Here is a 25,286-nt window from a genome sequence, read left to right as displayed (position 1 = left end):
AGTAACAACCTAATTATTTATTTAATATCAAGTTCATTAAATCGTCATCTTTCCGCTTAAATAGTACAATAGCTCGCTGCAATCTCCTCAATGCATCTTCAATTAAATCCGTTGAAGTTGCTATATTCATGCGTAAGAATTGTTTACCATTTCCATCAAATTTATCTCCAGCAGTTAAAATTAAACCTGTCTTTTTACGAATAAATTCCGTTAATTCTTGTGCATCAACATTTAATGATGATATATCCAACCAAAGAAAGTATGATGCTTCATTTAAACTTGGTTTTACATCTGGAACATTATGCTCTAAAAAACGTTCAATGAAATTTCGATTTTCTCTTAGATAATCTTTCAATTCTTCAAGCCAATCTTTTCCTTCTGTATATGCTGCAATTGTTGCCGGAACTGCTAAACTATTAGCTTCATTAAAATGGAAACTTTTTATTGCGTTATCTACTTGCTCTTTCAACTCTTTATTTGGCGTTATTATTGTTGCAGTTTGAATTCCAGCAATATTAAATGCTTTACTTGGTGAAACTGCTATAATCGTATTCTTTAATAACTTTTCGTCTAAACTAAATAATGGAGTATATTTCTTATCAAATGTTATTTCTCCATGAATCTCATCACTAAAAATTTTAAAATCATACTTTAAACTTAGTTTTAGTATCTTTTCCAAATCTTTCTGAGACCATATTTTTCCAACTGGACTATGCGGATTACAAAGAACAAAGAGATTAGTCTTTTTTAATTTATCTTCTAAATCTAGCCAATTAATGTCATAATTGCGCTTTTCTTTATCGTAAATAAGTTCACTTACTAATACTTTTTGTTTTCCTTCTCCAACTTTCTTAAATTTATCAAATCCTGGAGTTAAAACTGTCATTACACTATCTTCATTCATTAAATTAGTAATAATAGCTGATAAAGTAGCTACTACTCCTTGAGAAAAAGACATCCAGGAAATATCAAGGGTACAATTATGCATTTCTTTATACCATTTAGCTACACTTACATAATATTCGTACGGAATATATTCGTATCCAAAATTCTTATTTTCTATTCTTTTGTGTAATTCAGTAATTATTTCAGGTGCTACTTCAAAATCCATATCACCAAGTGTCATTGGTAATTCACTATCATTAACATGCCACTTAAGTGAATTTTGAAACTTTGCCACCTTATCAAAATTGTACATTCTACTACCTCTCAACTTTACTCTATTATTTCATTAAAAACTTTTCCTATACTATCATGGATTAATAAATCTGCATATCTATCATAAGGTGTCTTACTTTTATTTATTAAAATTAGTTTATTCCCATCATAATAATTAACAAAACTTGCAGCTGGATAAACATTTAGGGAAGTTCCACCTACAATTAACATATCAGCTTTTTTTATTGCTTTAATACTATTATTGATAATTTCTTCATCTAATCCTTCTTCATATAAAACAACATCTGGTTTGATTATCCCACCACACTCTTTACATTGTGGTACACCCTTACTTTCTGTAATTGTACTTAATGGGTAAAATTTGCCACATTTCATGCAATAATTTCTATGAATTGATCCATGCAATTCGTAAACAGTCTTACTTCCTGCTAATTGATGTAGTCCATCTATATTTTGAGTAACAATGGCTTTTAACTTACCTTGTTTCTCTAATTTAGCTAATCCTAAATGTGCTAAATTAGGCTTAGCACTTTCATATATCATAGTAGAACGATAAAAATCATAAAATTTTTCTGGATTTTTCATAAAAAATGAATGCGATAAAATTTGCTCTGGAGGATAACCAAAATTCTTTACTGTATTATAAATCCCTTGTTCACTTCTAAAATCTGGAATTCCACTTTCAGTAGATACTCCTGCTCCACCAAAAAAGACAATATTACTACTCTCTGAAACTAATTTTTTTAATTTAAGTATATTTTCATCCATGAAAATCCCTCCATTCTATAATATATCTACATCTTATTTTACCCTATATGTAAAAAAAAAGAACCCAGACTTCGTCTGAGTTCTTTATCTTAATTTACTAAGAATTATTCAGCGTTACCGCCATTTTTCTTAATAATTTCATCTTGGATGCTCTTTGGAACTGGTTCGTAGTGATCCATTGTCATTGTAAATGTACCACGACCTTGTGTTGCGGAACGTAATACAGTTGCGTAACCGAACATTTCAGCCAATGGAACAAATGCGTTAACAACTTGTGCGTTACCACGTGCTTCCATACCTTCAACACGTCCACGACGAGCCGTAACATGCCCCATAACATCACCCAAGTTATCTTCTGGTGCAATTATTTCAACCTTCATAATTGGTTCAAGAATTACAGCACCACCCTTAGGAGCAGCATTACGTAATGCTAAGGATGCAGCAACCTTAAATGCAGCTTCACTGGAGTCAACATCGTGGTAACTACCATCATATAACTTAGCCTTAACGTCGATTAATGGGTAACCAGCTAATACACCGTTTTGCATAGCTTCCTTCAAACCTTGTTCTACTGAAGGGATGTATTCACGAGGAACTACACCACCAACGATAGCATCTTCGAATTCGAAACCTTTACCTTCTTCGTTTGGTGTAAATTCAATCCAAACGTCACCGTATTGACCTTTACCACCAGATTGACGAACAAACTTACCTTGTGCAGATACTTGTTTTGTAAATGTTTCACGGTAAGCAACTTGAGGTTCACCAACAGTAGCTTCAACGTTAAATTCACGCTTCATACGATCAACGATGATATCCAAGTGCAATTCACCCATTCCGGCGATCAATGTTTCACCTGTTTCAGGGTTTGTTTCAGCCTTGAATGTAGGATCTTCTTCAGCAAGTTTTTGTAAAGCAACGTCCATCTTATCTTGGTCTGCTTTTGATTTAGGTTCAACAGAAACTTGGATAACTGGATCTGGGAATTCCATAGATTCAAGAATCAATGGTGTCTTAGGATCTGTTAAGGAGTCACCTGTTGTTGTGTTCTTCAAACCAATAGCAGCAGCGATATCACCAGAGAATACTTCTGGAATTTCTTTACGGTGGTTAGAGTGCATTTGTAGTAAACGACCTACACGTTCACGTTTACCCTTTGTAGCGTTCAATACGTATGAACCAGCTTCAAGAGTACCACGGTAAACACGGAAGAATGTTAAACGACCTACGAATGGGTCTGTAGCAATCTTAAATGCTAAACCTGCGAATGGAGCAGAGTCGTCAGCTTTCAATTCAACTTCTTCACCTGTTTCAGGATCTGTTGCCTTGTATGGCTTAACATCTAATGGAGATGGTAAGTAATCATTAACACCATCTAACATCATTTGAACACCTTTGTTCTTGAAAGCAGAACCTGCAAATACAGGGAATACATCTAAGTTCAATGTAGCTTGACGAATTGCAGCACGAATTTCATCGTTGCTGATTTCTTCACCTTCAAGATACTTGTCCATGATATCTTCATTAACGTCAGCTAAAGCTTCGATCATTTCATCACGACGAGCTTGTGCATCTTCTTTGTATTCATCTGGAACATCAACTGTATCCCATTTTGAACCTAATTCGTCTTCATCATACAAATCAGCCTTCATTTCGATTAAGTCGATAACACCTTCAAAGCTATCTTCTGCACCGATAGGCATTTGTACAGGCAATGGATTTGCTTGTAAACGATCTTTAATTGTGCTTACAGAGTAATCAAAGTTAGCACCAATCTTATCCATCTTGTTAACAAAAACAATACGAGGAACACCGTATGTTGTAGCTTGACGCCAAACGTTTTCTGTTTGTGGTTCTACACCAGATTGAGCATCTAAAACAACTACCGCACCATCAAGAACACGTAATGAACGTTCTACTTCAACTGTAAAGTCAACGTGTCCCGGGGTATCGATAATGTTAATACGGTTTTCTTTCCATTGAGCTGTTGTAGCAGCAGATGTGATTGTAATACCACGTTCTTGTTCTTGTTCCATCCAGTCCATTTGGGAAGCACCATCGTGTGTTTCACCAATTTTGTGAATCTTACCTGTGTAGTACAAGATACGTTCAGTTGTTGTTGTCTTACCAGCGTCGATATGAGCAACAATACCGATATTACGTGTTTTTTCCAATGGGAATTCACGTTTGTTTGCCATTGAGAATTTCTCTCCTTCCAAAATTAAAAATTATAACTAATCGAATTAATAAGTAAACCTTCAAAAAAATGACTATTATAGGCTTTACTAAACAAACCATATAACAGCCATTTGTGAAAATTACCAGCGATAATGTGCGAATGCACGGTTAGCGTCAGCCATCTTATGTGTATCTTCACGTTTCTTAACAGCTGCACCTGTATTGTTTGCTGCGTCCATGATTTCTTTAGCTAAACGTTCGGACATTGTATGTTCACCACGAAGACGTGAGTATTGAACTAACCAACGTAAACCTAAAGTTGTACGACGATCTGGACGAACTTCAATAGGAACTTGGTAGTTAGAACCACCAACACGACGTGCCTTAACTTCAAGTACAGGCATGATGTTCTTCATTGCTTCTTCAAAAACATCCAATGGTTCATTTCCTGTTTGTTCCTTAATAATATCAAATGCTTGGTATAAAATCTTTGATGCAGTCCCACGCTTACCATCTAACATTAAACGGTTGATTAAGCGAGTAACCAATTTTGAGTTATAAATTGGATCTGGGAGCACTTCGCGTTTTGCAACGGCACCTTTTCTTGGCATTTAAAATAACCTCCTCAAATACTAGTTACTAAAATTATTTCTTAGGCTTCTTAGCACCGTACTTAGAACGGCTTTGCATACGGCCTTCAACACCTGCTGTATCTAAAGCACCACGAACGATATGGTAACGAACACCAGGTAAGTCTTTTACACGACCACCACGAATAAGAACAACACTATGTTCTTGTAAGTTGTGTCCGATACCTGGAATATAAGCTGTAACTTCAATTAAGTTAGATAAGCGAACACGAGCATACTTACGTAAAGCTGAGTTAGGCTTCTTAGGTGTCATTGTACCAACACGAGTTGCAACACCACGTTTTTGTGGAGCTGAGTTGTTTGTTTGTACTTTCTTATAACTATTGTACCCAAAGTTTAAAGCTGGGGAATTAGATTTTGAACCTTTAGATTTACGACCTTTACGAATTAATTGGTTAATTGTAGGCATCTCTAAAGCTTCCTCCTTCCTTATTTTAAGAATATTAATTAAGTACACACATCCAGGAGTTTCTTTTTTGAGTTTAAAAAAATAACGCCTCAATGTACGTCAGAATAAATGTGCTAACCTGCTCACAGCCAGCACGATCTTGAGATAACTCAAGAGAACTGTTCACATAAAGCACCTTTAATAGAATATCACGCTTAATACACTGATGTCAATTTAATTTTTATATTTTTTGTGCTAATTTTATTTATTTTCAGCGTAATTTATAATTAAGAGGTGAAATTATTATGATTTACATATTTTTTCTATTATTTATATTAGGAACTTGCTTAGGTTCATTTATTTCGTGCATTGCTTACCGATATAAATTAGGAATAAGCATTATATATCCTAGGTCTTTCTGCGATAACTGCTCACAAACTTTGCAGCATTGGCAATTGATACCTATTATTGGTTTTATACTTCAAAAAGGAAAATGTCATTTCTGTAAGCAAAAAATTCCTTTAAGTAGTACTGTTATTGAATTAGCTATTGGTGTCATATTTATTTTTAATACGATCATAATAGCGAATACTAATTTAATTTTTACATCATTACTAGTAGTCTGGCTTACTTTAATCTCTTTAGAAGATTATTACACATTGAGCGTTGATTCAATTACTCTTGAATATGGAGGATTAATATTGCTCATTTTTAGATTTCATACCGTAATTACTAATCTAAAAGCTAATTTTCTCATAATCATTCTTTTCACAATCATTTTAATCAGTTGTAATCTTCTAAATAAATTTGGTACTGCAGATACTATCTTGATTGTTTTTAGTTTTTTATTACTAGGATTTTACAATACTCTAGTAGTAATTCTTTTATCATGTATTTTAGGAATTATTTCATATTTAATCAAAAGAGATTTTTCTGCTTCTCACCCCTTTATTCCATATTTAAGTTTGAGTATTTTAATTATTTTTTATGCAACAAATATATTTAAAATTCCAATAATATAAAAAAAATCAGGTAGAAAATCTACCTGATTTTTTTACTTCTATATTCTAGTTTGAAGATTCAACATTATTTTGTTGTTCATTAATCTTTTCTTCTAATTCAGAGATTGAATAAACACCATCTGTTACATTGCTATTAACAACTTCTGGTTCGATATCATGATACTTCTTCATACCTGTACCTGCAGGAATTGTCTTACCAATAATAACATTTTCTTTCAAACCAACAAGTGGATCGTTCTTACCGCGAATTGCAGCATCTGTCAATACACGTGTTGTTTCTTGGAATGAAGCAGCAGATAAGAAACTGTTTGTTTCAAGAGCAGCTTTAGTAATACCAAGAAGAACTGGACGTGCAGTAGCAGGAATTCTACCTTCAATGATTGCACTTGTATTGCGATCTTTGAATTGGCTAATATCCAATAGAGTTCCTGGAAGCATATCTGTATCACCTGGATCCATAATACGTACTTTACGTAACATTTGACGAGTCATGATTTCAATATGCTTATCTGAAATATCTACACCTTGCATACGGTATACTTTTTGAACTTCACGTAAAATGTAGTTTTCTGTAGATAAAACATCACGAACCTTGATAAGTTCCTTAGGATCAATAGAACCTACAGTCAATGCATCACCACGATGAACTTGATCGCCTTCCTTAACTTTAAGAACGGAAGTAAATGGCAAGCTATATGTTCTAGTATCTGTTTCACCTTTAACAGTAACTTCTTTTGTACGTTCAGCAGGATTTTCTTCAACTGTATCAACAACACCAGTAACTTCTGTAATTACTGCACGACCTTTAGGATTACGTGCTTCAAATAATTCTTGAACACGAGGAAGACCTTGAGTAATATCGTCGCCACCAGCAACCCCACCTTGGTGGAAGTTTCTCATTGTTAACTGTGTACCTGGTTCACCAATTGATTGAGCAGCAACAGTACCTACTGCTTCACCAACTTCAACTTCATCACCAGTAGCTAAGTTACGTCCATAACAACGTTCACAAACACCGTGACGTGTGTTACATGTGAATGCAGAACGAATAGTAACTTTTTGTACACCAGCATCAACAATCTTACGAGCTTCGGATTCTTCTACTAATACATTAGCAGGAACAATAATTTCACCAGTATTAGGATCTTTAACTTCTTTCATAGTATAACGACCCAAAATACGATCATATAATGGTTCAATCATTTCGTTACCTTCAGTAATAGCAGTAACATCCAAACCTCTATCTGTATGACAGTCTTCTTCACGAATGATAACATCTTGAGCAACGTCTACTAAACGACGAGTCAAGTAACCAGAGTTAGCAGTCTTCAAAGCTGTATCCGTCATACCTTTACGAGCACCGTGAGAGGACAAGAACATTTCCAAAACAGAAAGTCCTTCACGGAAGTTTGAAATAACAGGTAATTCCATTGTCTTACCGTTAGGAGCAGCCATCAAGCCACGCATACCAGATAACTGTGTAAAGTTAGAAATATTACCACGAGCACCTGAATCACTCATCATTTGAATTGGGTTAGATGGATCCATGTTTTCAACCAATTTAGCTTGAATATCATCTTTTGCTTTGTTCCAGATAGAGATAACACGATTGTAGCGTTCTTCATCTGTAATCAAACCACGACGGAATTGCTTAGCAACAGTTGCAACATTCTTGTGTGCTTGTTCGATAATTTCTGGCTTTTCTTTCAAAACAGTAACGTCAGCGATTCCAACAGTTAAACCTGATTTAGTAGATTCGTAATAACCTAAATCTTTCATGCGGTCAAGTAATTCTGCAGTTGCAGTTACTTTATACTCTTTATAAACTTGAGCGATAATATCTGATAAGAATCCAGATTTAAATGGTCCTACTAAAGGTTGATTCTTAATGAATTCCTTAATATCTGTTCCTGGTTCTACAAAGTACTTATCAGGAGTCATTCCTGTTAAGTTTTCTTGTGTAGGCTCGTTTAAGAATGGGAAATCAGCAGGTAGAATTTCATTAAAGATTGCTTTACCAGCTGTAGTTATTAAAATACGTTCTTTTTGCCAATCAGTAAATGGTGTACCTAACTTAGCTAATGAAGAAGCTTGCAAACCAATTCTTGTATGCAAATGTACATATCCGTTTTGGTAAGCTGTTCTTACTTCGTTAACGTCCTTAAATACCATACCTTCGCCTTCACGACCAGCTTCTTCAAGTGTGATGTAGTAGTTACCGATTGTCATATCTTGAGATGGTGAAATGATTGGTTTACCATCTTTTGGAGCTAAGATATGGTGAGCAGCTAACATCAATAAACGAGCTTCAGCTTGAGCTTCATCTGATAAAGGAACGTGAATAGCCATTTGGTCCCCGTCAAAGTCGGCATTGTAAGCTTCACAAGCCAATGGATGGAGACGCATAGCTTTACCGTTAACCAATACTGGTTCGAAAGCTTGGATACCTAAACGGTGAAGCGTAGGGGCACGGTTTAGTAGAACTGGGTGTTCTTTGATAACATCATCTAAAACATCCCAAATATCTTCATCGCGGCGTTCAATCTTACGCTTAGCATTCTTAATGTTAGATGCCATTTCACGCTTAACCAATTCTCTCATCATGAATGGTTTGAACAATTCCAAAGCCATTTCATGAGGAATACCCATTTGGTTTAACTTCAACTTAGGACCCACATCAATAACTGAACGACCAGAATAGTCAACACGCTTACCAAGTAAGTTTTGACGGAAACGACCTTGCTTACCTTTCAACATGTGTGACAATGACTTAAGTGGACGGTTACCAGGACCAGTAACTGGGCGACCACGACGACCATTATCAATTAAAGCATCAACAGCTTCTTGCAACATGCGCTTTTCATTTTGAACAATAATTCCAGGAGCGTTCAAATCTAATAAACGTTTCAAACGATTGTTACGGTTGATAACTCGACGATATAAATCATTCAAGTCAGAAGTTGCAAAGCGTCCACCTTCTAATTGAACCATTGGACGAAGATCAGGTGGAATAACTGGGATTGCATCCATAACCATCCAATCAGGATGATTTCCAGAGTTCAAAAATGCTTCTAAAATATCTAAGCGACGAACTGCACGAGTACGTTTTTGACCTGTAGCTTCGCGTAATTCTTCTTTTAATTCAGCACATTCTTTTTCAAGATCTACATCTCTTAGTAAAGTTCTAATAGCTTCAGCACCCATTGCTGCCTTAAAGCCATCACCATATTCTTCACGTTTTTCACGATATTCGCCTTCAGTTAAGAGTTGTTTCTTTTCAAGTGCTGTATCACCTGCATCTGTAACTACATAAGATGCAAAGTAGATAATTTCTTCCAATGCACGTGGACTCATATCTAAGACAAGACCCATACGACTTGGAATACCCTTAAAGTACCAAATATGTGTAACAGGAGCTGCTAATTCGATATGACCCATACGTTCACGACGTACTTTTGAACGAGTAACTTCAACCCCACAGCGATCACAAACAACACCTTTATAACGGATACGTTTGTACTTACCACAGGCACATTCCCAGTCCTTAGTAGGTCCAAAAATACGTTCATCAAACAAGCCATCTTTTTCTGGTTTCAATGTACGGTAGTTAATAGTTTCAGGTTTCTTTACTTCACCATAAGACCAGCTACGGATCTTATCGGAAGAAGCAAGACCGATCTGCATACTATCGAATTTATTGACATCGATCAAAGGACCGACCTCCCTTTCTTATAATTGTCTATTCTGTCTTAGTTTCTTCTTTTTCAGCAGTTTCTTGTTCTGCTTCTTTAGCTTTCTTTTCTTCTTGTTCCTTTGCGAATTTCTTCAATGCATCAACGTTAACAATATCATCGTCTTCGTCATCCATATCACGTAATTCAATTTCATTCTTATCAGCATCAAGAACTTTCATATCCATACCTAATGCTTGTAATTCTTTAACAAGAACACGGAATGATTCAGGAACACCTGGTTTTGGAATTGGTTCGCCCTTAACGATAGCTTCATAAGTCTTAACACGTCCAACAACATCGTCAGATTTGTAAGTCAAAATTTCTTGCAATGTGTAAGCAGCACCATAAGCTTCTAATGCCCAAACTTCCATTTCACCAAAACGTTGTCCACCAAATTGTGCCTTACCACCAAGTGGTTGTTGTGTAACTAATGAGTAAGGTCCAATTGAACGAGCATGAATCTTATCGTCAACCATATGTGCAAGTTTAAGGTAGTACATAACACCAACTGCTATACGGTTATCGAATGCTTCACCTGTACGTCCATCATATAAAACAGTCTTACCATCGCCAGGTAATCCAGCTTCTTGTAATGCACTCCAAATATCTTCATCACGAGCACCATCGAAAACTGGTGAAGCTACGTGAATACCTAATTTACGAGCAGCCATACCTAAGTGAAGATCCAAAACTTGTCCGATGTTCATACGGGAAGGCACACCCATTGGAGAAAGCATGATATCGATTGGAGTACCATCAGGCATAAATGGCATATCTTCTTCTGGAATAACAACAGAAACAGTACCTTTATTACCGTGACGTCCAGCCATCTTATCCCCAACTTGTAATTTACGTTTTTGAGCAATGTAAACACGAACCATCATATTTACACCTGGGGATAATTCATCTCCACCTTCACGAGTAAAGATTTTAACGTCTTGAACAATACCACCTGCACCGTGAGGAACACGTAATGATGTATCACGAACTTCACGTGCTTTTTCACCGAAGATAGCATGTAACAATCTTTCTTCTGCAGATAATTCTGTTACACCTTTAGGAGTTACTTTACCAACTAAAATATCTCCATCTTTTACTTCAGCACCAATACGGATAATACCAAATTCATCAAGGTTCTTAAGAGCATCTTCACCAACATTAGGAATTTCACGTGTGATTTCTTCAGGTCCTAATTTAGTATCACGAGCTTCAGATTCATGTTCTTCAATATGAATAGATGTATAAACATCTTCTTTAACTAAACGTTCGTTAATTGCGATAGCATCTTCGAAGTTATAACCATCCCATGTCATAAATGCAATCAATGGATTTTGACCTAAAGCCAATTCTCCATTTTCCATAGCTGGTCCGTCAGCTAATACTTCATCAGCATCTACTCTGTCTCCAACACGTACAATTGGTGTTTGGTTATAGTTCTTACCACCATTAGAACGATGGAATTTCATCAATTTATACTTGTCCAAAGAACCATCGTCACGGCGAACTCTAATTTCACGAGCATCTACATATTCAACTGTACCGTCATGTTCAGAAATCAATGCTACCCCAGAGTCATGTGCAGCTTTGTATTCAATACCTGTACCAACTAATGGTGCATGTGGCTTAATCAAAGGAACAGCCTGACGTTGCATGTTAGCACCCATCAAAGCACGGTTAGAGTCATCGTTTTCCAAGAAAGGAATACATGCTGTAGCAACAGCAACTACTTGTTTAGGTGAAACGTCCATGTAATCAACTTTTTCAGTTGAAATTTCAACGTCATCATCTTTCTTACGAGCCATAACTACATCATCAACAAAGGAACCATCATCATTTAATGGTGAGTTAGCTTGTGCGATAACGTAATTATCTTCTTCATCGGCTGTTAAGTAGTCAATTTTGTCTGTAACTTTATGTGTTTCCCAAGATACACGACGATATGGTGTTTCAACAAAACCATACTTATTAATACGAGCATAAGAAGATAAACTGTTGATCAAACCGATGTTAGGACCTTCAGGAGTTTCGATAGGACACATACGACCATAGTGTGTATAGTGAACGTCACGAACTTCGTATCCAGCACGATCACGAGTCAAACCACCAGGTCCCAAAGCAGAGAAACGACGCTTATGAGACAATTCACCCAATGGATTAGTTTGGTCCATGAATTGGGACAATTGAGAACTTCCGAAGAATTCTTTAATTGAAGCAACAACTGGACGAATATTAATCAATTGTTGTGGTGTAACAGTTGATGTATCTTGAATTGACATACGTTCACGTACAACACGTTCCATACGTGATAAACCAATTCTAAATTGGTTTTGTAATAATTCACCTACAGAGCGAGTACGACGGTTACCCAAGTGGTCAATATCATCTGTTGAACCCATACCTTCTTGTAAATTGAAGAAGTAGTTCATGGAAGCTACTATATCAGCTGGTGTAATGTGCTTGAATTGGATATCAACATTTGCATTACCAATAACATTTACTACCTTTTCTGGATCCTTTGGTGAATATACTTTCACAATTTGAAGAGTCATTGGTTCTTGAACAACACCTTCTTCAGATGGATGGAAAGTAAATGTCTTGAAGTCATCTCTTGCTAAGTATGGAGCTAATTTATCCATAACTTGCTTATCAATAACTTCATCCTTATTTACAATAATTTCGCCTGTATCAGGATCAGCCAATGTTTCTGCAACAGTTAAATTCAATAAGCGTGTCTTTAAATCTAACTTCTTGTTAATCTTATAACGACCAACAGGTGCTAAATCATAGCGCTTTGGATCAAAGAAACGAGCTGTTAACAAACTACGTGATGAATCAGCAGTCTTTGGTTCACCTGGACGTAGACGTTCATAAATATCTTTCAAAGATTCTTCTACACGAGAATCATCCATATTCTTATGTACATCTTTTTCCAAAGTAAGCATCAAGCTATCGCTATTAGATCCTAAAATTTCTACAATTTCATTATCAGAACCGTATCCCAAAGCACGGATAAGTTCTGTTAATGGAATTTTACGAGTACGATCAATACGTACATATGCTACATTCTTTGCATCTGTTTCATATTCTAACCAAGCCCCACGATTAGGAATTACAGTTGTACCGTAGTTAGTACGACCATTCTTATCTAATTCGGAGTTGAAGTATACACCTGGAGAACGAACTAATTGTGAAACAATAACACGTTCTGCCCCGTTAATAATGAATGTACCTTGCTTAGTCATCAATGGAAAATCACCAAAGAATACATCTTGTGACTTAATTTCACCAGTTTCATGGTTGATTAAGCGTAAAGTAACATGTAATGGTGCTGAATAATTAGCATCATGTTGACGTGCTTCTTCAACTGTATACTTTGGTTCTAAAAGTTGATAATCTACAAATTCAAGTGATAATTTACCTTGAAAATCTTCAATTGGCATAATGTCATCAAACATTTCACGAAGACCTTCATCTAAAAACCACTTGTAAGAATCAGTTTGAACTTCAATCAAGTTAGGTAGATCAAGAACTTCTTTAATTCGCGAGTAACTTCTACGTACACGGTGTTTACCGTATTTTACTAAGTGTCCTGCCAAGTTGTTCACCTCTCAAAAAATTTGCTGTGACTCGATTAATTTATTACAATTTTATTACATTTTTTATTTTTACCGGTTTTTTGGCAAAAAAAAGCAAAAACAGACAGAGACAAATTAAATTTGCTTCATACTATTTTTGCTTTTATCAAGTCTGCTATGGACAATATATCATAACAAACAATCAATTCACAGTTTTTCGCATTTATATATTTTAAATGGATATTCGGTATTTGTCAATACTAAATATAACTATTAATTATTTATTTTTTCTGCAGCTACTGGATTCTTAACTTTTATCGTTATTTCACCCTTTTTAGCACCTATTGTTACTGTTGCTCCAGTTTCGATATTACCTGCTAATAATTCTTCACTTAGTAAGTCCTCTATCTTATCTTGAAGGACACGTCTAATAGGACGAGCACCATATTCAGCATCAAATCCAGCTTCTGCAACTATATCTATTGCTGCAGGGGTTATTTTCAGATTAATATTTTGTTCTTTAATCCTATCTATAATATTCTTAGCCATCAATTTAACAATTTGATGAATTTCTTCTTTATTAAGCGAATGGAATACAACAGTTTCGTCAAGACGATTCAAGAATTCTGGTCTAAAAGTCTTCTTCAATGTTTCTCTAACTTTTGCTGCCATTGCTTCATAATCATCGCTGACATCTTTTGCACCAAAACCTACTGATTTTTCATCGCGTAAGGCTGTAGCACCTAAGTTAGATGTCATAATGATAATTGTATTTCTGAAGTCTACCTTTCTACCTTTAGAATCAGTTAAAAATCCATCATCCAATACTTGTAACAAGATATTGAAAACATCATTATGAGCTTTTTCAACTTCATCTAATAATACTACTGAATAAGGATTATTTCTAACCTTTTCAGTTAATTGTCCGCCTTCATCATATCCTACGTATCCAGGAGGAGATCCAATTAAACGACTAGTTGTGTATTTCTCCATATATTCACTCATATCAATTCTAATCATTGAATCCTCTGAGCCAAACATAGCTTCTGCTAAAGCTTTAGCTAATTCAGTTTTACCTACACCTGTAGGACCTAAGAACATAAATGAGCCAATTGGTCTTGTAGGATCCTTCAAACCACTTCTTGCTCTTCTTATCGCTTTACTTACTGCTTTAACAGCTTCATCTTGTCCTATAACTCGATTATGCAATATCTTTTCTAATCTAATTAGTCGGTCTCCTTCAGAACGATTAATTTGAGTCACTGGAACACCAGTCCATTCAGAAACAACTTCTGCAATATCTTCAGCCGTAACTTTTACACGATAGTTATTGCTATCCTCTTCATCTTTGTCACGTTGGATTTGCTTTTCAAGCTTTTCTTGAATCTTTAATTCTTCATTTCTGATTTCTGCAGCTTTTTCAAAATCTTCTTTTAACAACGCTTCTGTCTTCTCTTGAGAAAGCTCTGATAATTTCTTCTTTATTGCAGAAACTTTGTCCACTTTTTGTGCATTATTAATTCTTACTCTAGCAGCAGCCTCATCCATTAAATCAATTGCCTTGTCAGGTAAAAATCTTGAAGCAATATATCTTTTACTTAACTTAACTGCACTCTCTAATGCCTCATCTGTAATTTGAAGTTGATGGTGTTTTTCATATTTAGGACGTAATCCTTTTAGAATTGTCAACGCTACTTCTGGAGTTGGTTCATTAATTGTCACACTAGCAAAGCGTCTTTCCAAAGCTGCATCAGCTTCAACATATTTTTGATATTCATTTAAAGTTGTTGCACCTATTACTTGTACTTCACCACGCGCTAATGCTGGTTTTAAAATATTGGAAGCATCTATCGCGCCTTCAGCACCACCCGCGCCTATTAGAGTATGCATTTCATCAATGAATAAAATAACATTGCCATCTTCACGAATTTCTTCAATAATCTTCTTTAATCGATCTTCAAATTCACCACGATATTTTGTTCCAGCAACCAAAGATCCCATATCAAGCATCATTACACGCTTATTCTTCAAATTATCAGGAACTTCACCATTTACAATCTTTTGTGAAAATCCTTCTGCAACAGCTGTTTTACCTACACCTGGTTCTCCCAAAAGAACTGGATTATTCTTTGTCCTTCTACTTAAAATTTGAACAACACGCTTAATTTCATTATCTCTACCAACTACTGGATCAATTTGATCTTTACGCACCATTTCTGTCAAATCACGTGCTAATTCATCTAACGTAGGTGTACCATTATCCTGTTTCTTTTCTGATAACGCTAATTTCTTACGTGTTCTATTAGCTGTTGTTGCATCTACACCCATTGTACGATAGGTAATATTTTTCACCTTACGTAAATCAATATTCAGAGCTGCTAGAATACGTGAAGAAATAGTTTTATCATCTTCTAATAGTGCTAACAAAATATGTTCTGTTCCTACCTTTTCAACATTAAAAAGTTTAGCATGTTCTCTAGCACGCTCTAATACATAACGAGTCCTTGGGGAATATGGTAAATAAGTATCAGCGCCTCTACGTTGTAAATTACCGTATCCTACGATATGTTCAATTTCTTCTCGCACATCTACTTCAGTTACTACAAAACTTTGTAATACTTTAGCAGCTACGCCATTTTTTTCCATTGTTAGTGCTAAAAGCAAATGCTCTGTTCCTATTGCTTGATGCTTGAAGTAATTAGCTTGTTGTTGTGCAAGAACTAATACTTGTTTAGCACTCGGTGTATACCTTTCTTCCATAGCCATAACCATTACTCCCTTCTATTCTTCGCATCTCAATTGATTTAAGATACTTACCAAAATCCTTGCGCGAATCATATTTTCCATTTCAGCAGTCGGCAAATCCAAAGCTTGTCGGCTAATAGCAGCTAAGACATAATTTGCTTCTTTTCTAGAAAAGACGCCATCCTCGTATAAACTACTAATTAATTGGTAAGCCTGGTTTTCTGTAATTTCAGTGCCAATTGCAGAAATCAAATCATCTAAAACAGACTGATTCTCTGCCAAATCTACTTTTACAATCCGAATATAGCCGCCACCGCCACGTTTACTTTTAACAACATAGCCATTTTTCAAAGTAAAACGAGTTTTTATTACATAATTAATTTGTGATGGAACACAGTCAAATTGCTGTGCAATCTCAGACCGCTTTATTTCAATTCTTCTTGAATCAGCCAATATATCTTTCAAATATTGTTCAATAATATCTGAAATGTTACGGTTCTGCATAATTCTCCATCCTCTCTTGTAGGTTTGACCTACATTGACTTTTAGTCTATTATAAATGAATTTCGGCAACAAATGCAAAAATTTAGTATCTATTAACAATCAAAAAACTCTCTTTAAAGTAGTGCAAGAATTTTTTAATCCCTACTCTACTCAAAGAGAGTTTAACAATATTGTGTTTTTTAGAATCCTATCGGAAAAACAAGATTCGAACTTGCAACCCCATCGTCCCGAACGATGTGCTCTACCAAGCTGAGCTATTTTCCGAGTACAGATTCTATTATATTACTTTATTTTTACTTATTAAAGCTTGAACGCTCCACGTTTTTTCACATTTAAACGTAATTCCTCAAGACTTTCAATTCCCAATTCTTCCATTCTTTTTGGAAGTTCTTCAATTAAATGTGGACAAATCATAGAATCATGGAAATGTGCAGTTCCAACAGCAACAGCTGAAGCACCAGCCATATACATCTCTAAGACATCATCTACTGTTTCTACTCCGCCCATTCCAATAATTGGCAAATCAGTGTTTTGAGCGACTTGATAGATCATTCTAATCGCAATTGCTTTTACAGCTTTTCCAGATAAACCACCCATAATGTTACCAAGTACTGGTTTACCTGAAGCTACATCTATATGCATTCCTAAAACTGTATTAATCATGCTTATTCCATCTGCTCCACCACGCTCTACAGCTTTGGCAATAGCCACTATATCTGTTACATTAGGTGAGAGTTTTACATAAACAGGAACTGTTGAAACTTCCTTAACTTTCTTTGTTAATCTTTCAGCAACTTCTGGAACAGTTCCAAATGCCATACCACCCTCATGGACATTAGGACAAGATATATTCAGTTCTAATGCATTAACCATTCCTGATTGTGACAACTTAGTAGCTACTTCAACATAATCATCCTCTGTTGCTCCACCAACACTTCCAATTATTGGTAGTTCAGGATATTTTTCTCTTAAAGTTGATAACTTTTCAGACACTACTACATCTACACCAGGATTAGTAAGACCAACTGCATTTAAGACTCCATCTTCAATTACTGATATTTTAGGATCAGGATTCCCGGTTCTAGCTTCTGGAGTAGTAGTTTTTATAACCAATGCTCCTAATGTATCCAAAGAATATTTATTAGCGCTTGGAACATCGCCAAAGCCAAAAGTTCCACTAGCAGGCATGATAGGATTTTTTAATTCTAGTCCAGGCAATGATACTGCCAATTTTTTTGTTTCCATGATAAATTCCTCCATTAATTAAAGTGAGTTAGTAGCAAATGAACGATTTTCAAGTGCTTTTAATAATGCATCTGCTGTATTTAATGATGTTAGCAATGCAATATTATGCTCGATAGCTAATTGACGGATTACAAACCCATCCGATGCTACTTCTTGATCATGACTCATAGTATTGATTACTAAATCAACACCATCATTAACGATCAAATCATGTAATGAAGTTTCATTACCAGTATCTTTACCTAACTTATCTACAGTTTGTACAAACAAACCATTTTCACGTAAAAATTGACTTGTTCCTTCAGTTGCAAACATACGATAACCTATCTTACTAAATCTCTTAGCAAGTGGTAATACAGCATCCTTATCTTTATCTTCAATTGTTAATAGCACGTTTCCATTATCTGGTAATTCCATCTTAGCACCTGTAAATGCTTTATACAGTGCTTTTTCAAAGGTGTAGTCACTACCCATAACTTCACCTGTAGACTTCATTTCAGGTCCTAAGAAGCTATCAACATCTGCTAACTTACTAAATGAGAATACTGGTGCTTTAACATGTACCATATCACTTTCACGGTATAAACCACTTTGATATCCTTGTTCTGCTAATGATTCTCCTAGAATTACTCTTGTTGCAACTTGTGCCATTTCAATTCCAGTAATCTTACTTAAGAATGGTACAGTTCGACTAGCACGAGGATTTACTTCTAACACATATGCTTCGTTGTTATGGATAATAAATTGAATATTCATAATACCAACACACTTTAATGCGACAGCTAACTTTTCAGTTGCATCCACAATTTGTTGCTTTATATTTTCATCAAAGCTTTGAGGTGGATAAACAGCCATAGAATCACCACTGTGGACGCCAGCATGTTCAATATGTTCCATAATACCTGGAAGTAATACGTCTTTACCATCACAAATCGCATCTACTTCACATTCTAGACCTGACAAGTAAGCATCTACGAGAATTGGGTGATCAATTTCTGCAGGAGCATTTTGTGCTAAATAATCTAATAACTCTTGTTCATTGTTAACAATTTCCATAGCACGACCACCTAAAACATAACTTGGACGAACTAATACTGGATAGCCAATTTCTTCTGCACAAGCAATAACTTGTTCTTGAGTGGTTGCTGTTTTACCAATTGGTTGTTTCAATCCTAAATTCTTAATTGTTTGGTCAAATAGTTCTCTATCTTCAGCTCTATCCAGATCTTCAACTGTTGTACCTAAAATCTTTACACCATGTGCTTTTAATCCAGCGGCTAAGTTAATCGCTGTTTGCCCACCAAATTGTACAATTACTCCCATTGGTTGTTCTAAATCAATCACATTTAAAACATCTTCAAGTGTTAAAGGTTCGAAATACAATTTATCAGAAATCGAGAAATCTGTTGATACTGTTTCAGGATTAGAATTCATTACAATTGCTTCATATCCTAATTTTTGGATAGCCTTAACACTGTGTACAGTTGCATAGTCAAATTCTACACCTTGGCCAATTCTAATAGGACCTGAACCTATTACAAGCACTGACTTTTTATCAGATTTTTTACTTTCATTTTCTAAGTCATATGAGCTATAGAAATAAGGTGTACTTGAATCAAATTCTGCTGCACAAGTATCTACCATCTTGTAAACAGGTAGCAATTTATGTTCTTTACGTAAATTTCTTACTTCATCTTCTGTAGTACCCCATAACTTAGCAATTGTGTAATCACTATATCCATAACGTTTTGCACGTTTTAAAACATCTAAATCTTCTTTATTTTGAGAAAGTTCACTTTCTAACTCTACAATTTGTTTTACAATATCTAAGTAATACAAATTAATCTTGGTTAATTCGTGTACTTCTTCAATTGTGTAACCCCTACGAAATGCTTCTGCTATATAAAATAGTCTGTCATCTTGTGCGTGGAATAATTTTTCTTCTACTTCATCATCAGTTGCAGATTGTGCTTTAGCAGAAATTAAATCTTTTTCGTCAATTTCTAATGAGCGAATTGCTTTTTGTAAAGCTTCTTGAGCACTACGTCCAATAGCCATTACTTCACCAGTTGCCTTCATTTGAGTACCTAAACGACGATTTGCACGAGTAAATTTATCAAATGGCCAACGTGGAATCTTAGCAACAACATAGTCAAGAGCGGGTTCAAATTCAGCAAATGTTGTTCCTGTAACAGGATTTTTAATTTCATCCAGTGTCAATCCTACAGCAATCTTAGCTGCTAATTTAGCAATAGGATAACCTGTTGCTTTAGAAGCTAATGCTGATGAACGTGATACACGAGGATTTACTTCAATAACATAGTATCTATAACTATTAGGATCCAAAGCTAATTGAACATTACATCCACCTTCAATTTTCAATGCTCTTATTAATTTCAAAGAGCAGTTACGCAACATCTGATATTCTCTATCTGATAAAGTTTGAGTTGGAGCAAACACGATAGAATCACCTGTATGTATACCAACTGGATCAAAGTTTTCCATTGAACATACTACCATCGCATTATTATCAGCGTCTCTCATTACTTCAAATTCAATTTCTTTGTAACCCATAATTGATTTTTCAATCAAACATTGAGTTGCTGGTGACAGTTCTAGACCATTGGCTACTATTTCCTTTAATTGTTCAGGATTATCACACAATCCGCCACCAGTTCCTCCCATCGTAAATGCAGGACGAACAATAACAGGATATCCAATTTCAGCTGCAAAATCTAAAGCTTCTTGCACAGTTTCAACAGTCTTTGAGTCTGGAACTGGTTCATTTAATTCTTGCATTAATTCCTTAAATCTTTGTCTGTCTTCAGCTTGATCAATTGCATCTAATTGCGTTCCTAGAAGCTTTATTCCTAATTCTTCTAAAATTCCAGTTTTAGCCAATGCGATTGCTAAGTTCAAACCAATTTGACCACCTAAAGTAGGTAAAATTGCATCTGGAAATTCTTGACGAATGATTCGAGAAACTGATTCAACTGTTAATGGCTCAATATATACCTTGTCGGCAATTTCTGTATCTGTCATGATAGTAGCAGGATTGGAGTTTACTAAAACTACTTCATATCCTTCTTCACGTAAAGCCAAACAAGCTTGTGTTCCAGAATAATCAAATTCTGCTGCTTGACCGATAATAATTGGACCTGAACCAATCACCATTATTTTGTGGACATCTGTTCTTTTAGGCATTGTTTCTCTCTTCCTTTCTTTGATCAATAATTTGCATAAAATCATCAAAAATATCTATTGCATCAAGTGGTCCAGGTGCTGCATCTGGATGGAATTGCACGGAGAATGCTGGATAATACTTGTGCTTAACACCTTCTACGGTTCCGTCATTAATTTCTGTATGTGTAACAATTAAATCTGTTCCTTCAATGGAATCTGGATCTACTGCATACCCATGGTTTTGTGAGGTAAACATTATCTTACCTGTAGCAATTTCTTTTACTGGATGGTTAAAGCCTCTATGACCAAATTTCATCTTAAATGTTTTGGCTCCATTTGCTAATGACAAGATTTGGTGGCCCAAGCAGATACCAAATACTGGCAATTTTTTCTCAATTTCTTTGACCATTTCAACTGCATTCTCCATCATAATTGGATCACCAGGTCCATTAGATAGTAATACTCCATCTGGCTTAAGTCTTAAAATATCTTTAGCTGTGGCCGTATAAGGTAAAACAATTGTGTTACAATCACGTGCAGCCAACTCACGTAAAATACTATGCTTAACTCCATAGTCTACTAAAACAATGTTTCGCTTATTACCAGGATTTGGATATGCTTTACTTGTAGACACTTCAGCTACCATTTGACTGGTTATTTCTGTATTATGTAATCTTTGTTTTGCTTCCTCAATGTCAACTTCAGCATCAACTAACATACCTTTCATTGTTCCGTGTGAACGTAAGAGTTTGGTTAATGCACGTGTGTCAATACCACTAATTCCTGGAATATTCATTTCTTCTAAAAATTCTGGAAAACTTTCTTGTTTGCGCCAATTAGTTGAAACTCTAGCAACTTCGCGACAAACAACCCCCTGACAATTTGGTTCTAAGGATTCAAAATCATCTAAGTTCACCCCATAGTTACCAATTAATGGGTTAGTAAAAACTAAAATCTGATTGGCATATGACTGATCAGTAACAGCTTCTTGATATCCTGTCATGCCGGTAGTAAAAACTACTTCACCAAAAGAAGTTCTTTTTGCTCCAAATCCTTCACCTTCAAAAACAGAGCCATCATCTAAAATCAAATAGCGTTTCATTACTTTTCCTCCTTTTGGTATACTTTTTGCCCATCTACCATAGTTAAAACTGTTTGACCATACACTTTTTCGCCTGTAAAAGGTGTATTTATTCCCTTAGATAAATAATCTTCCTCTTTTATGACATATTCTTTATTTAAATCAAAGATTGCTAAGTCTGCACTCTTTCCTGGTAATAATTCTCCGGCATCTTCCATTCCAAATTTTTCAGCAGGATTAATACTCATCCATTGTAATAATTGTTCCAGTGTGAAGATTCCTGTTTTGACAAATTTGGTATACAACATTGCAAATGCTGTTTCACTACCAGTAATACCAAACGATGCCTCTCGCATATCACCAGTTTTTTCGTCAATGCTATGTGGAGCATGATCTGTAGCAATCATATCAATTGTTCCGTCTAACAAACCATCAATTAAAGCTTGTCTATCTTCTACACCTCTTAATGGTGGATTCATCTTATAATAAGGATCATTTCCAGGAATATCGACATCTGCTAGTAGTAAATGATGTGGCGATACTTCACATGTTACATTTATTTTATGTTGTTTGGCCAATCTAACTAATTCAACACTTTCTTTAGTAGACACATGACATACATGGTAATGAACTCCAGTCTCTTTGGCTAAAAGTAAGTCACGAGCAATTTGTGAAGATTCGCTAATGCCTAGGATACCTGGTAATCCTAATTCTTCAGCTCTCTTTCCTGCATTCATAACACCACCGAATAATAATGAATTATCTTCCACATGTGCTACAATCGCCATATTTAAAGCAGCTGCTGATTTCATTGCTTGATACATTGTTCCTGCAGTTTGAACACCAGATCCATCATTACTAAAAGCAAATGCACCAGCTTTTTTCATTCCATCAAAATCAACTAATTCCTCACTTTTTAGACCATGAGTTATCGAACCGTATTGTTTAACTTTAACAACACCATCTTCTTGATTACGGGAACACATTTTCTCTACCAATTCGGGTGTATCAGGTACTGGATCAAGATTAGGCATTGCACAAACTGTAGTATATCCACCATGTGCAGCTGCTAAACTTCCAGTATGAATAGTTTCTTTATATGTAAATCCTGGATCTCTGTAATGAACATGAACATCAACTAACCCTGGTGCAACTAGCTTATTAGTTGCGTCAATTTCTACTAAATTTTCTTTTACTACATCTGATAAATTCTTACCAATTGCCTTAATTTTTCCATCTTCGATTAAGACATCAGCTTGATAAATTCTTCCAGCTTGGTAAAGATTTCCATTTTTAATTAATGTTGCCATTATTCTAGTCCCCCTAACTTTCGACCTCTCATTACAGCTTCAATCATTGCCATACGCATAAATACACCATTTTTCATTTGTGTTACGTATCTTGACTTAGGTGCTTCAACTAATTCATCTGCCCATTCTACACCACGGTTTACAGGACCTGGATGCATAATAATTGCATCCTTCTTTAATTTATTGTAACGCTTTTCATCAAGTCCATACAATTTATGGTACTCAGTTTCTGAAAATAATTTTTCATTTTTATCACCGTCATGACGTTCGTGTTGAACTCTTAATAACATCACAACATCCATATTTTCAATTAATTCATCTAGTGGTGCATATTCCCCATATTTATCAAATTCTGAACTATACCAATATTTAGGTCCTGAGAAGTATACTTTTGCACCTAATCTAGTTAGTAATTGCATATTACTTCTCGCTACTCTTGAATTCTTTAAATCTCCAACAATCACAACTTTTAATCCTTTAAAAGTTCCAAACTGTTCGTGAATAGTCATAATATCTAACATGCATTGTGATGGATGTTGTCCACTTCCATCACCACCATTTATAATTCCCATGTTTAAATGTTGATCGGGATTTAAATTAATCAATTTTTCATAATAATTATTTTCTGAATGTCTAATAACGGATAAATCTACTCCAAGAGCCCCAAGTGTTAATAATGTATCATATAAAGTTTCTCCTTTATTTACAGAAGAATGACCTGGATCAAAAGGAATAACTGTTAATCCTAATTTTCTTTCTGCCATTTCAAAACTTGTATGTGTTCTAGTTGAATTTTCGAAGAATAAATTAGCAACATATACTTCTTTGTTCAAATGAGGAGCTTCCCCACCATTCTTAAAATATTCTGCTCTTTTAATTAATTTTTCAACATCTTCATTTTCTAAATTTTCAACTGAAACGAAATTATTTAGACTTAATAATTTATCCATCTTTTTTCTCCTTAATAAAAAATACCCCGGAAATAATCATTTCCGGGGTAAAAGTTTATACGACATCCATTTGTATACAGTTATATCGCATCTTATAAAACCTTTTTGCACTCTCTGGAAACAATTAAATGGTTTATTATGCAATAACCTATAAAAAAACACTTAGTTTAGAATTGTCCAAACTAAGTGTAGGTATAAGTAGAAGATCACAGTAATTAACTATGCTTCAATCAGTATACTTTATCCGAGCTCTTAAAAAAGACGCTTCCTTCTTAGCCTCTCTGGACTATTCTTAAAGGTTTATTGCTGTAACTAAGGATACTTTAAAACAAAGTTAATGTCAAGACAAAAAATGAGAGATTGAAGAATCACTCATTTTAGCTATATCAGAAATTAAAAAATCGGGAAGACAGGATTCGAACCTGCGACCCCCTGGTCCCAAACCAGGTGCTCTACCAAACTGAGCTACTTCCCGATAATGCATCCAGCAGGAGTCGAACCTGCAACCTTCTGATTCGTAGTCAGACACTCTATCCAGTTGCGCTATGGATGCAAAAACTATACAAAATAAAAAAACTGAAATATATTCAGTTAACGCAATGCACCCAGCAGGAGTCGAACCTGCAACCTTCTGATTCGTAGTCAGACACTCTATCCAGTTGCGCTATGGGTGCATTAATAATGCCGAGGACCGGAATCGAACCGGTACGGTGATCACTCACCGCAGGATTTTAAGTCCTGTGCGTCTGCCAGTTCCGCCACCCCGGCAAAATT

At 35.4% G+C, this 25,286-nt stretch carries 15 protein-coding genes and 5 tRNA genes; 1 reads left to right on the top strand and 19 read right to left on the bottom strand.

Annotation, left to right across the window (positions count from 1 at the left end):
• Positions 1–13: 13 nt before the first annotated feature.
• From NOU10_RS06295 to rpsL, 5 genes are all read right to left on the bottom strand, one after another.
• Positions 14–1,198, bottom strand: a complete 1,185-nt coding sequence (locus NOU10_RS06295; RefSeq protein WP_255906320.1) for a MalY/PatB family protein — start codon at positions 1,196–1,198, stop codon at positions 14–16.
• A gap of 17 nt (positions 1,199–1,215) precedes the next feature.
• On the bottom strand, positions 1,216–1,947 hold the full coding sequence (locus NOU10_RS06290; protein WP_003704913.1) for an NAD-dependent protein deacylase: 732 nt from the start codon (positions 1,945–1,947) through the stop codon (positions 1,216–1,218).
• Positions 1,948–2,051: 104 nt separating this feature from the next.
• A complete protein-coding gene (gene fusA / locus NOU10_RS06285; protein WP_003709226.1) occupies positions 2,052–4,145 on the bottom strand; it encodes an elongation factor G in 2,094 nt (697 codons plus the stop codon).
• A gap of 120 nt (positions 4,146–4,265) precedes the next feature.
• The gene (gene rpsG / locus NOU10_RS06280) at positions 4,266–4,736 is read right to left on the bottom strand and encodes a 30S ribosomal protein S7 (RefSeq protein ID WP_003699701.1); all 471 of its coding nucleotides are present in this window, start codon (positions 4,734–4,736) and stop codon (positions 4,266–4,268) included.
• 34 nt (positions 4,737–4,770) lie between these two features.
• On the bottom strand, positions 4,771–5,184 hold the full coding sequence (rpsL, locus tag NOU10_RS06275; protein WP_003703807.1) for a 30S ribosomal protein S12: 414 nt from the start codon (positions 5,182–5,184) through the stop codon (positions 4,771–4,773).
• A 284-nt stretch (positions 5,185–5,468) separates the two neighbouring features.
• On the opposite strand from rpsL, the gene NOU10_RS06270 reads away from it, so the two are divergent.
• Positions 5,469–6,185 carry an A24 family peptidase gene (locus tag NOU10_RS06270; RefSeq protein ID WP_101897696.1) on the top strand — a complete coding sequence of 239 codons (717 nt, stop codon included), beginning with the start codon at positions 5,469–5,471 and terminating at the stop codon, positions 6,183–6,185.
• Positions 6,186–6,230: 45 nt separating this feature from the next.
• On the opposite strand, the gene rpoC is transcribed toward NOU10_RS06270, so the two are convergent.
• From rpoC to NOU10_RS06200, 14 genes are all read right to left on the bottom strand, one after another.
• Positions 6,231–9,896, bottom strand: coding sequence for a DNA-directed RNA polymerase subunit beta' (gene rpoC / locus NOU10_RS06265; protein ID WP_161022696.1), 3,666 nt, complete (start codon positions 9,894–9,896; stop codon positions 6,231–6,233).
• Positions 9,897–9,924: 28 nt separating this feature from the next.
• Positions 9,925–13,524 (bottom strand): DNA-directed RNA polymerase subunit beta, encoded by a 3,600-nt coding sequence (locus tag NOU10_RS06260; protein ID WP_255906319.1) that lies wholly within the window; start codon positions 13,522–13,524, stop codon positions 9,925–9,927.
• Positions 13,525–13,767: 243 nt separating this feature from the next.
• Positions 13,768–16,266: an ATP-dependent Clp protease ATP-binding subunit gene (locus NOU10_RS06255; protein ID WP_370687297.1), complete on the bottom strand. Its 2,499-nt coding sequence runs from the start codon at positions 16,264–16,266 to the stop codon at positions 13,768–13,770.
• Positions 16,267–16,275: 9 nt separating this feature from the next.
• Entirely contained in the window at positions 16,276–16,743 is a 468-nt protein-coding gene (locus NOU10_RS06250) for a CtsR family transcriptional regulator (protein ID WP_003701965.1), read from the bottom strand.
• A 190-nt stretch (positions 16,744–16,933) separates the two neighbouring features.
• Positions 16,934–17,007 (bottom strand) — tRNA-Pro (locus NOU10_RS06245).
• Between the two features lie 36 nt (positions 17,008–17,043).
• Entirely contained in the window at positions 17,044–17,988 is a 945-nt protein-coding gene (locus NOU10_RS06240; protein WP_255906318.1) for a dihydroorotate dehydrogenase, read from the bottom strand.
• Positions 17,989–18,006: 18 nt separating this feature from the next.
• Complete coding sequence (gene carB / locus NOU10_RS06235; RefSeq protein WP_255906317.1) at positions 18,007–21,192, bottom strand: carbamoyl-phosphate synthase large subunit; 3,186 nt, start codon at positions 21,190–21,192, stop codon at positions 18,007–18,009.
• Positions 21,185–22,273, bottom strand: a complete 1,089-nt coding sequence (locus tag NOU10_RS06230; protein WP_178847500.1) for a carbamoyl phosphate synthase small subunit — start codon at positions 22,271–22,273, stop codon at positions 21,185–21,187. Before NOU10_RS06230 ends, carB begins: the two co-directional genes overlap by 8 nt.
• Positions 22,273–23,562, bottom strand: coding sequence for a dihydroorotase (locus NOU10_RS06225; protein ID WP_003699711.1), 1,290 nt, complete (start codon positions 23,560–23,562; stop codon positions 22,273–22,275). Before NOU10_RS06225 ends, NOU10_RS06230 begins: the two co-directional genes overlap by 1 nt.
• The gene (locus NOU10_RS06220; protein WP_255906316.1) at positions 23,562–24,512 is read right to left on the bottom strand and encodes an aspartate carbamoyltransferase catalytic subunit; all 951 of its coding nucleotides are present in this window, start codon (positions 24,510–24,512) and stop codon (positions 23,562–23,564) included. The genes NOU10_RS06225 and NOU10_RS06220 overlap by 1 nt, the downstream gene beginning before the upstream one ends.
• 401 nt (positions 24,513–24,913) lie before the next feature.
• Positions 24,914–24,987 (bottom strand) — tRNA-Pro (locus NOU10_RS06215).
• A gap of 4 nt (positions 24,988–24,991) precedes the next feature.
• Positions 24,992–25,065: transfer RNA gene (locus NOU10_RS06210), tRNA-Arg, on the bottom strand.
• Positions 25,066–25,112: 47 nt separating this feature from the next.
• Positions 25,113–25,186 (bottom strand) — tRNA-Arg (locus NOU10_RS06205).
• Between the two features lie 8 nt (positions 25,187–25,194).
• Positions 25,195–25,280: transfer RNA gene (locus NOU10_RS06200), tRNA-Leu, on the bottom strand.
• Positions 25,281–25,286: the final 6 nt, after the last annotated feature.

The organism is Ligilactobacillus sp. MP3 (assembly GCF_024436335.1).
GTDB lineage: Bacteria > Bacillota > Bacilli > Lactobacillales > Lactobacillaceae > Ligilactobacillus > Ligilactobacillus salivarius.
Note: the sequence above shows the minus strand (reverse complement) of the source record. Positions and strands in the feature narration are given on the sequence as shown.

Excerpts from the sequence above, each read along its gene's own strand:
- NOU10_RS06295 (WP_255906320.1), bottom strand. The coding sequence starts at position 1,198 with ATGTACAATTTTGATAAGGTGGCAAAGTTTCAAAATTCACTTAAGTGG.
- NOU10_RS06290 (WP_003704913.1), bottom strand. The coding sequence starts at position 1,947 with ATGGATGAAAATATACTTAAATTAAAAAAATTAGTTTCAGAGAGTAGT.
- fusA (WP_003709226.1), bottom strand. The coding sequence starts at position 4,145 with ATGGCAAACAAACGTGAATTCCCATTGGAAAAAACACGTAATATCGGT.
- rpsG (WP_003699701.1), bottom strand. The coding sequence starts at position 4,736 with ATGCCAAGAAAAGGTGCCGTTGCAAAACGCGAAGTGCTCCCAGATCCA.
- rpsL (WP_003703807.1), bottom strand. The coding sequence starts at position 5,184 with ATGCCTACAATTAACCAATTAATTCGTAAAGGTCGTAAATCTAAAGGT.
- NOU10_RS06270 (WP_101897696.1), top strand. The coding sequence starts at position 5,469 with ATGATTTACATATTTTTTCTATTATTTATATTAGGAACTTGCTTAGGT.
- NOU10_RS06255 (WP_370687297.1), bottom strand. The coding sequence starts at position 16,266 with ATGGTTATGGCTATGGAAGAAAGGTATACACCGAGTGCTAAACAAGTA.
- NOU10_RS06250 (WP_003701965.1), bottom strand. The coding sequence starts at position 16,743 with ATGCAGAACCGTAACATTTCAGATATTATTGAACAATATTTGAAAGAT.
- NOU10_RS06240 (WP_255906318.1), bottom strand. The coding sequence starts at position 17,988 with ATGGAAACAAAAAAATTGGCAGTATCATTGCCTGGACTAGAATTAAAA.
- carB (WP_255906317.1), bottom strand. The coding sequence starts at position 21,192 with ATGCCTAAAAGAACAGATGTCCACAAAATAATGGTGATTGGTTCAGGT.
- NOU10_RS06230 (WP_178847500.1), bottom strand. The coding sequence starts at position 22,273 with ATGAAACGCTATTTGATTTTAGATGATGGCTCTGTTTTTGAAGGTGAA.
- NOU10_RS06225 (WP_003699711.1), bottom strand. The coding sequence starts at position 23,562 with ATGGCAACATTAATTAAAAATGGAAATCTTTACCAAGCTGGAAGAATT.
- NOU10_RS06220 (WP_255906316.1), bottom strand. The coding sequence starts at position 24,512 with ATGGATAAATTATTAAGTCTAAATAATTTCGTTTCAGTTGAAAATTTA.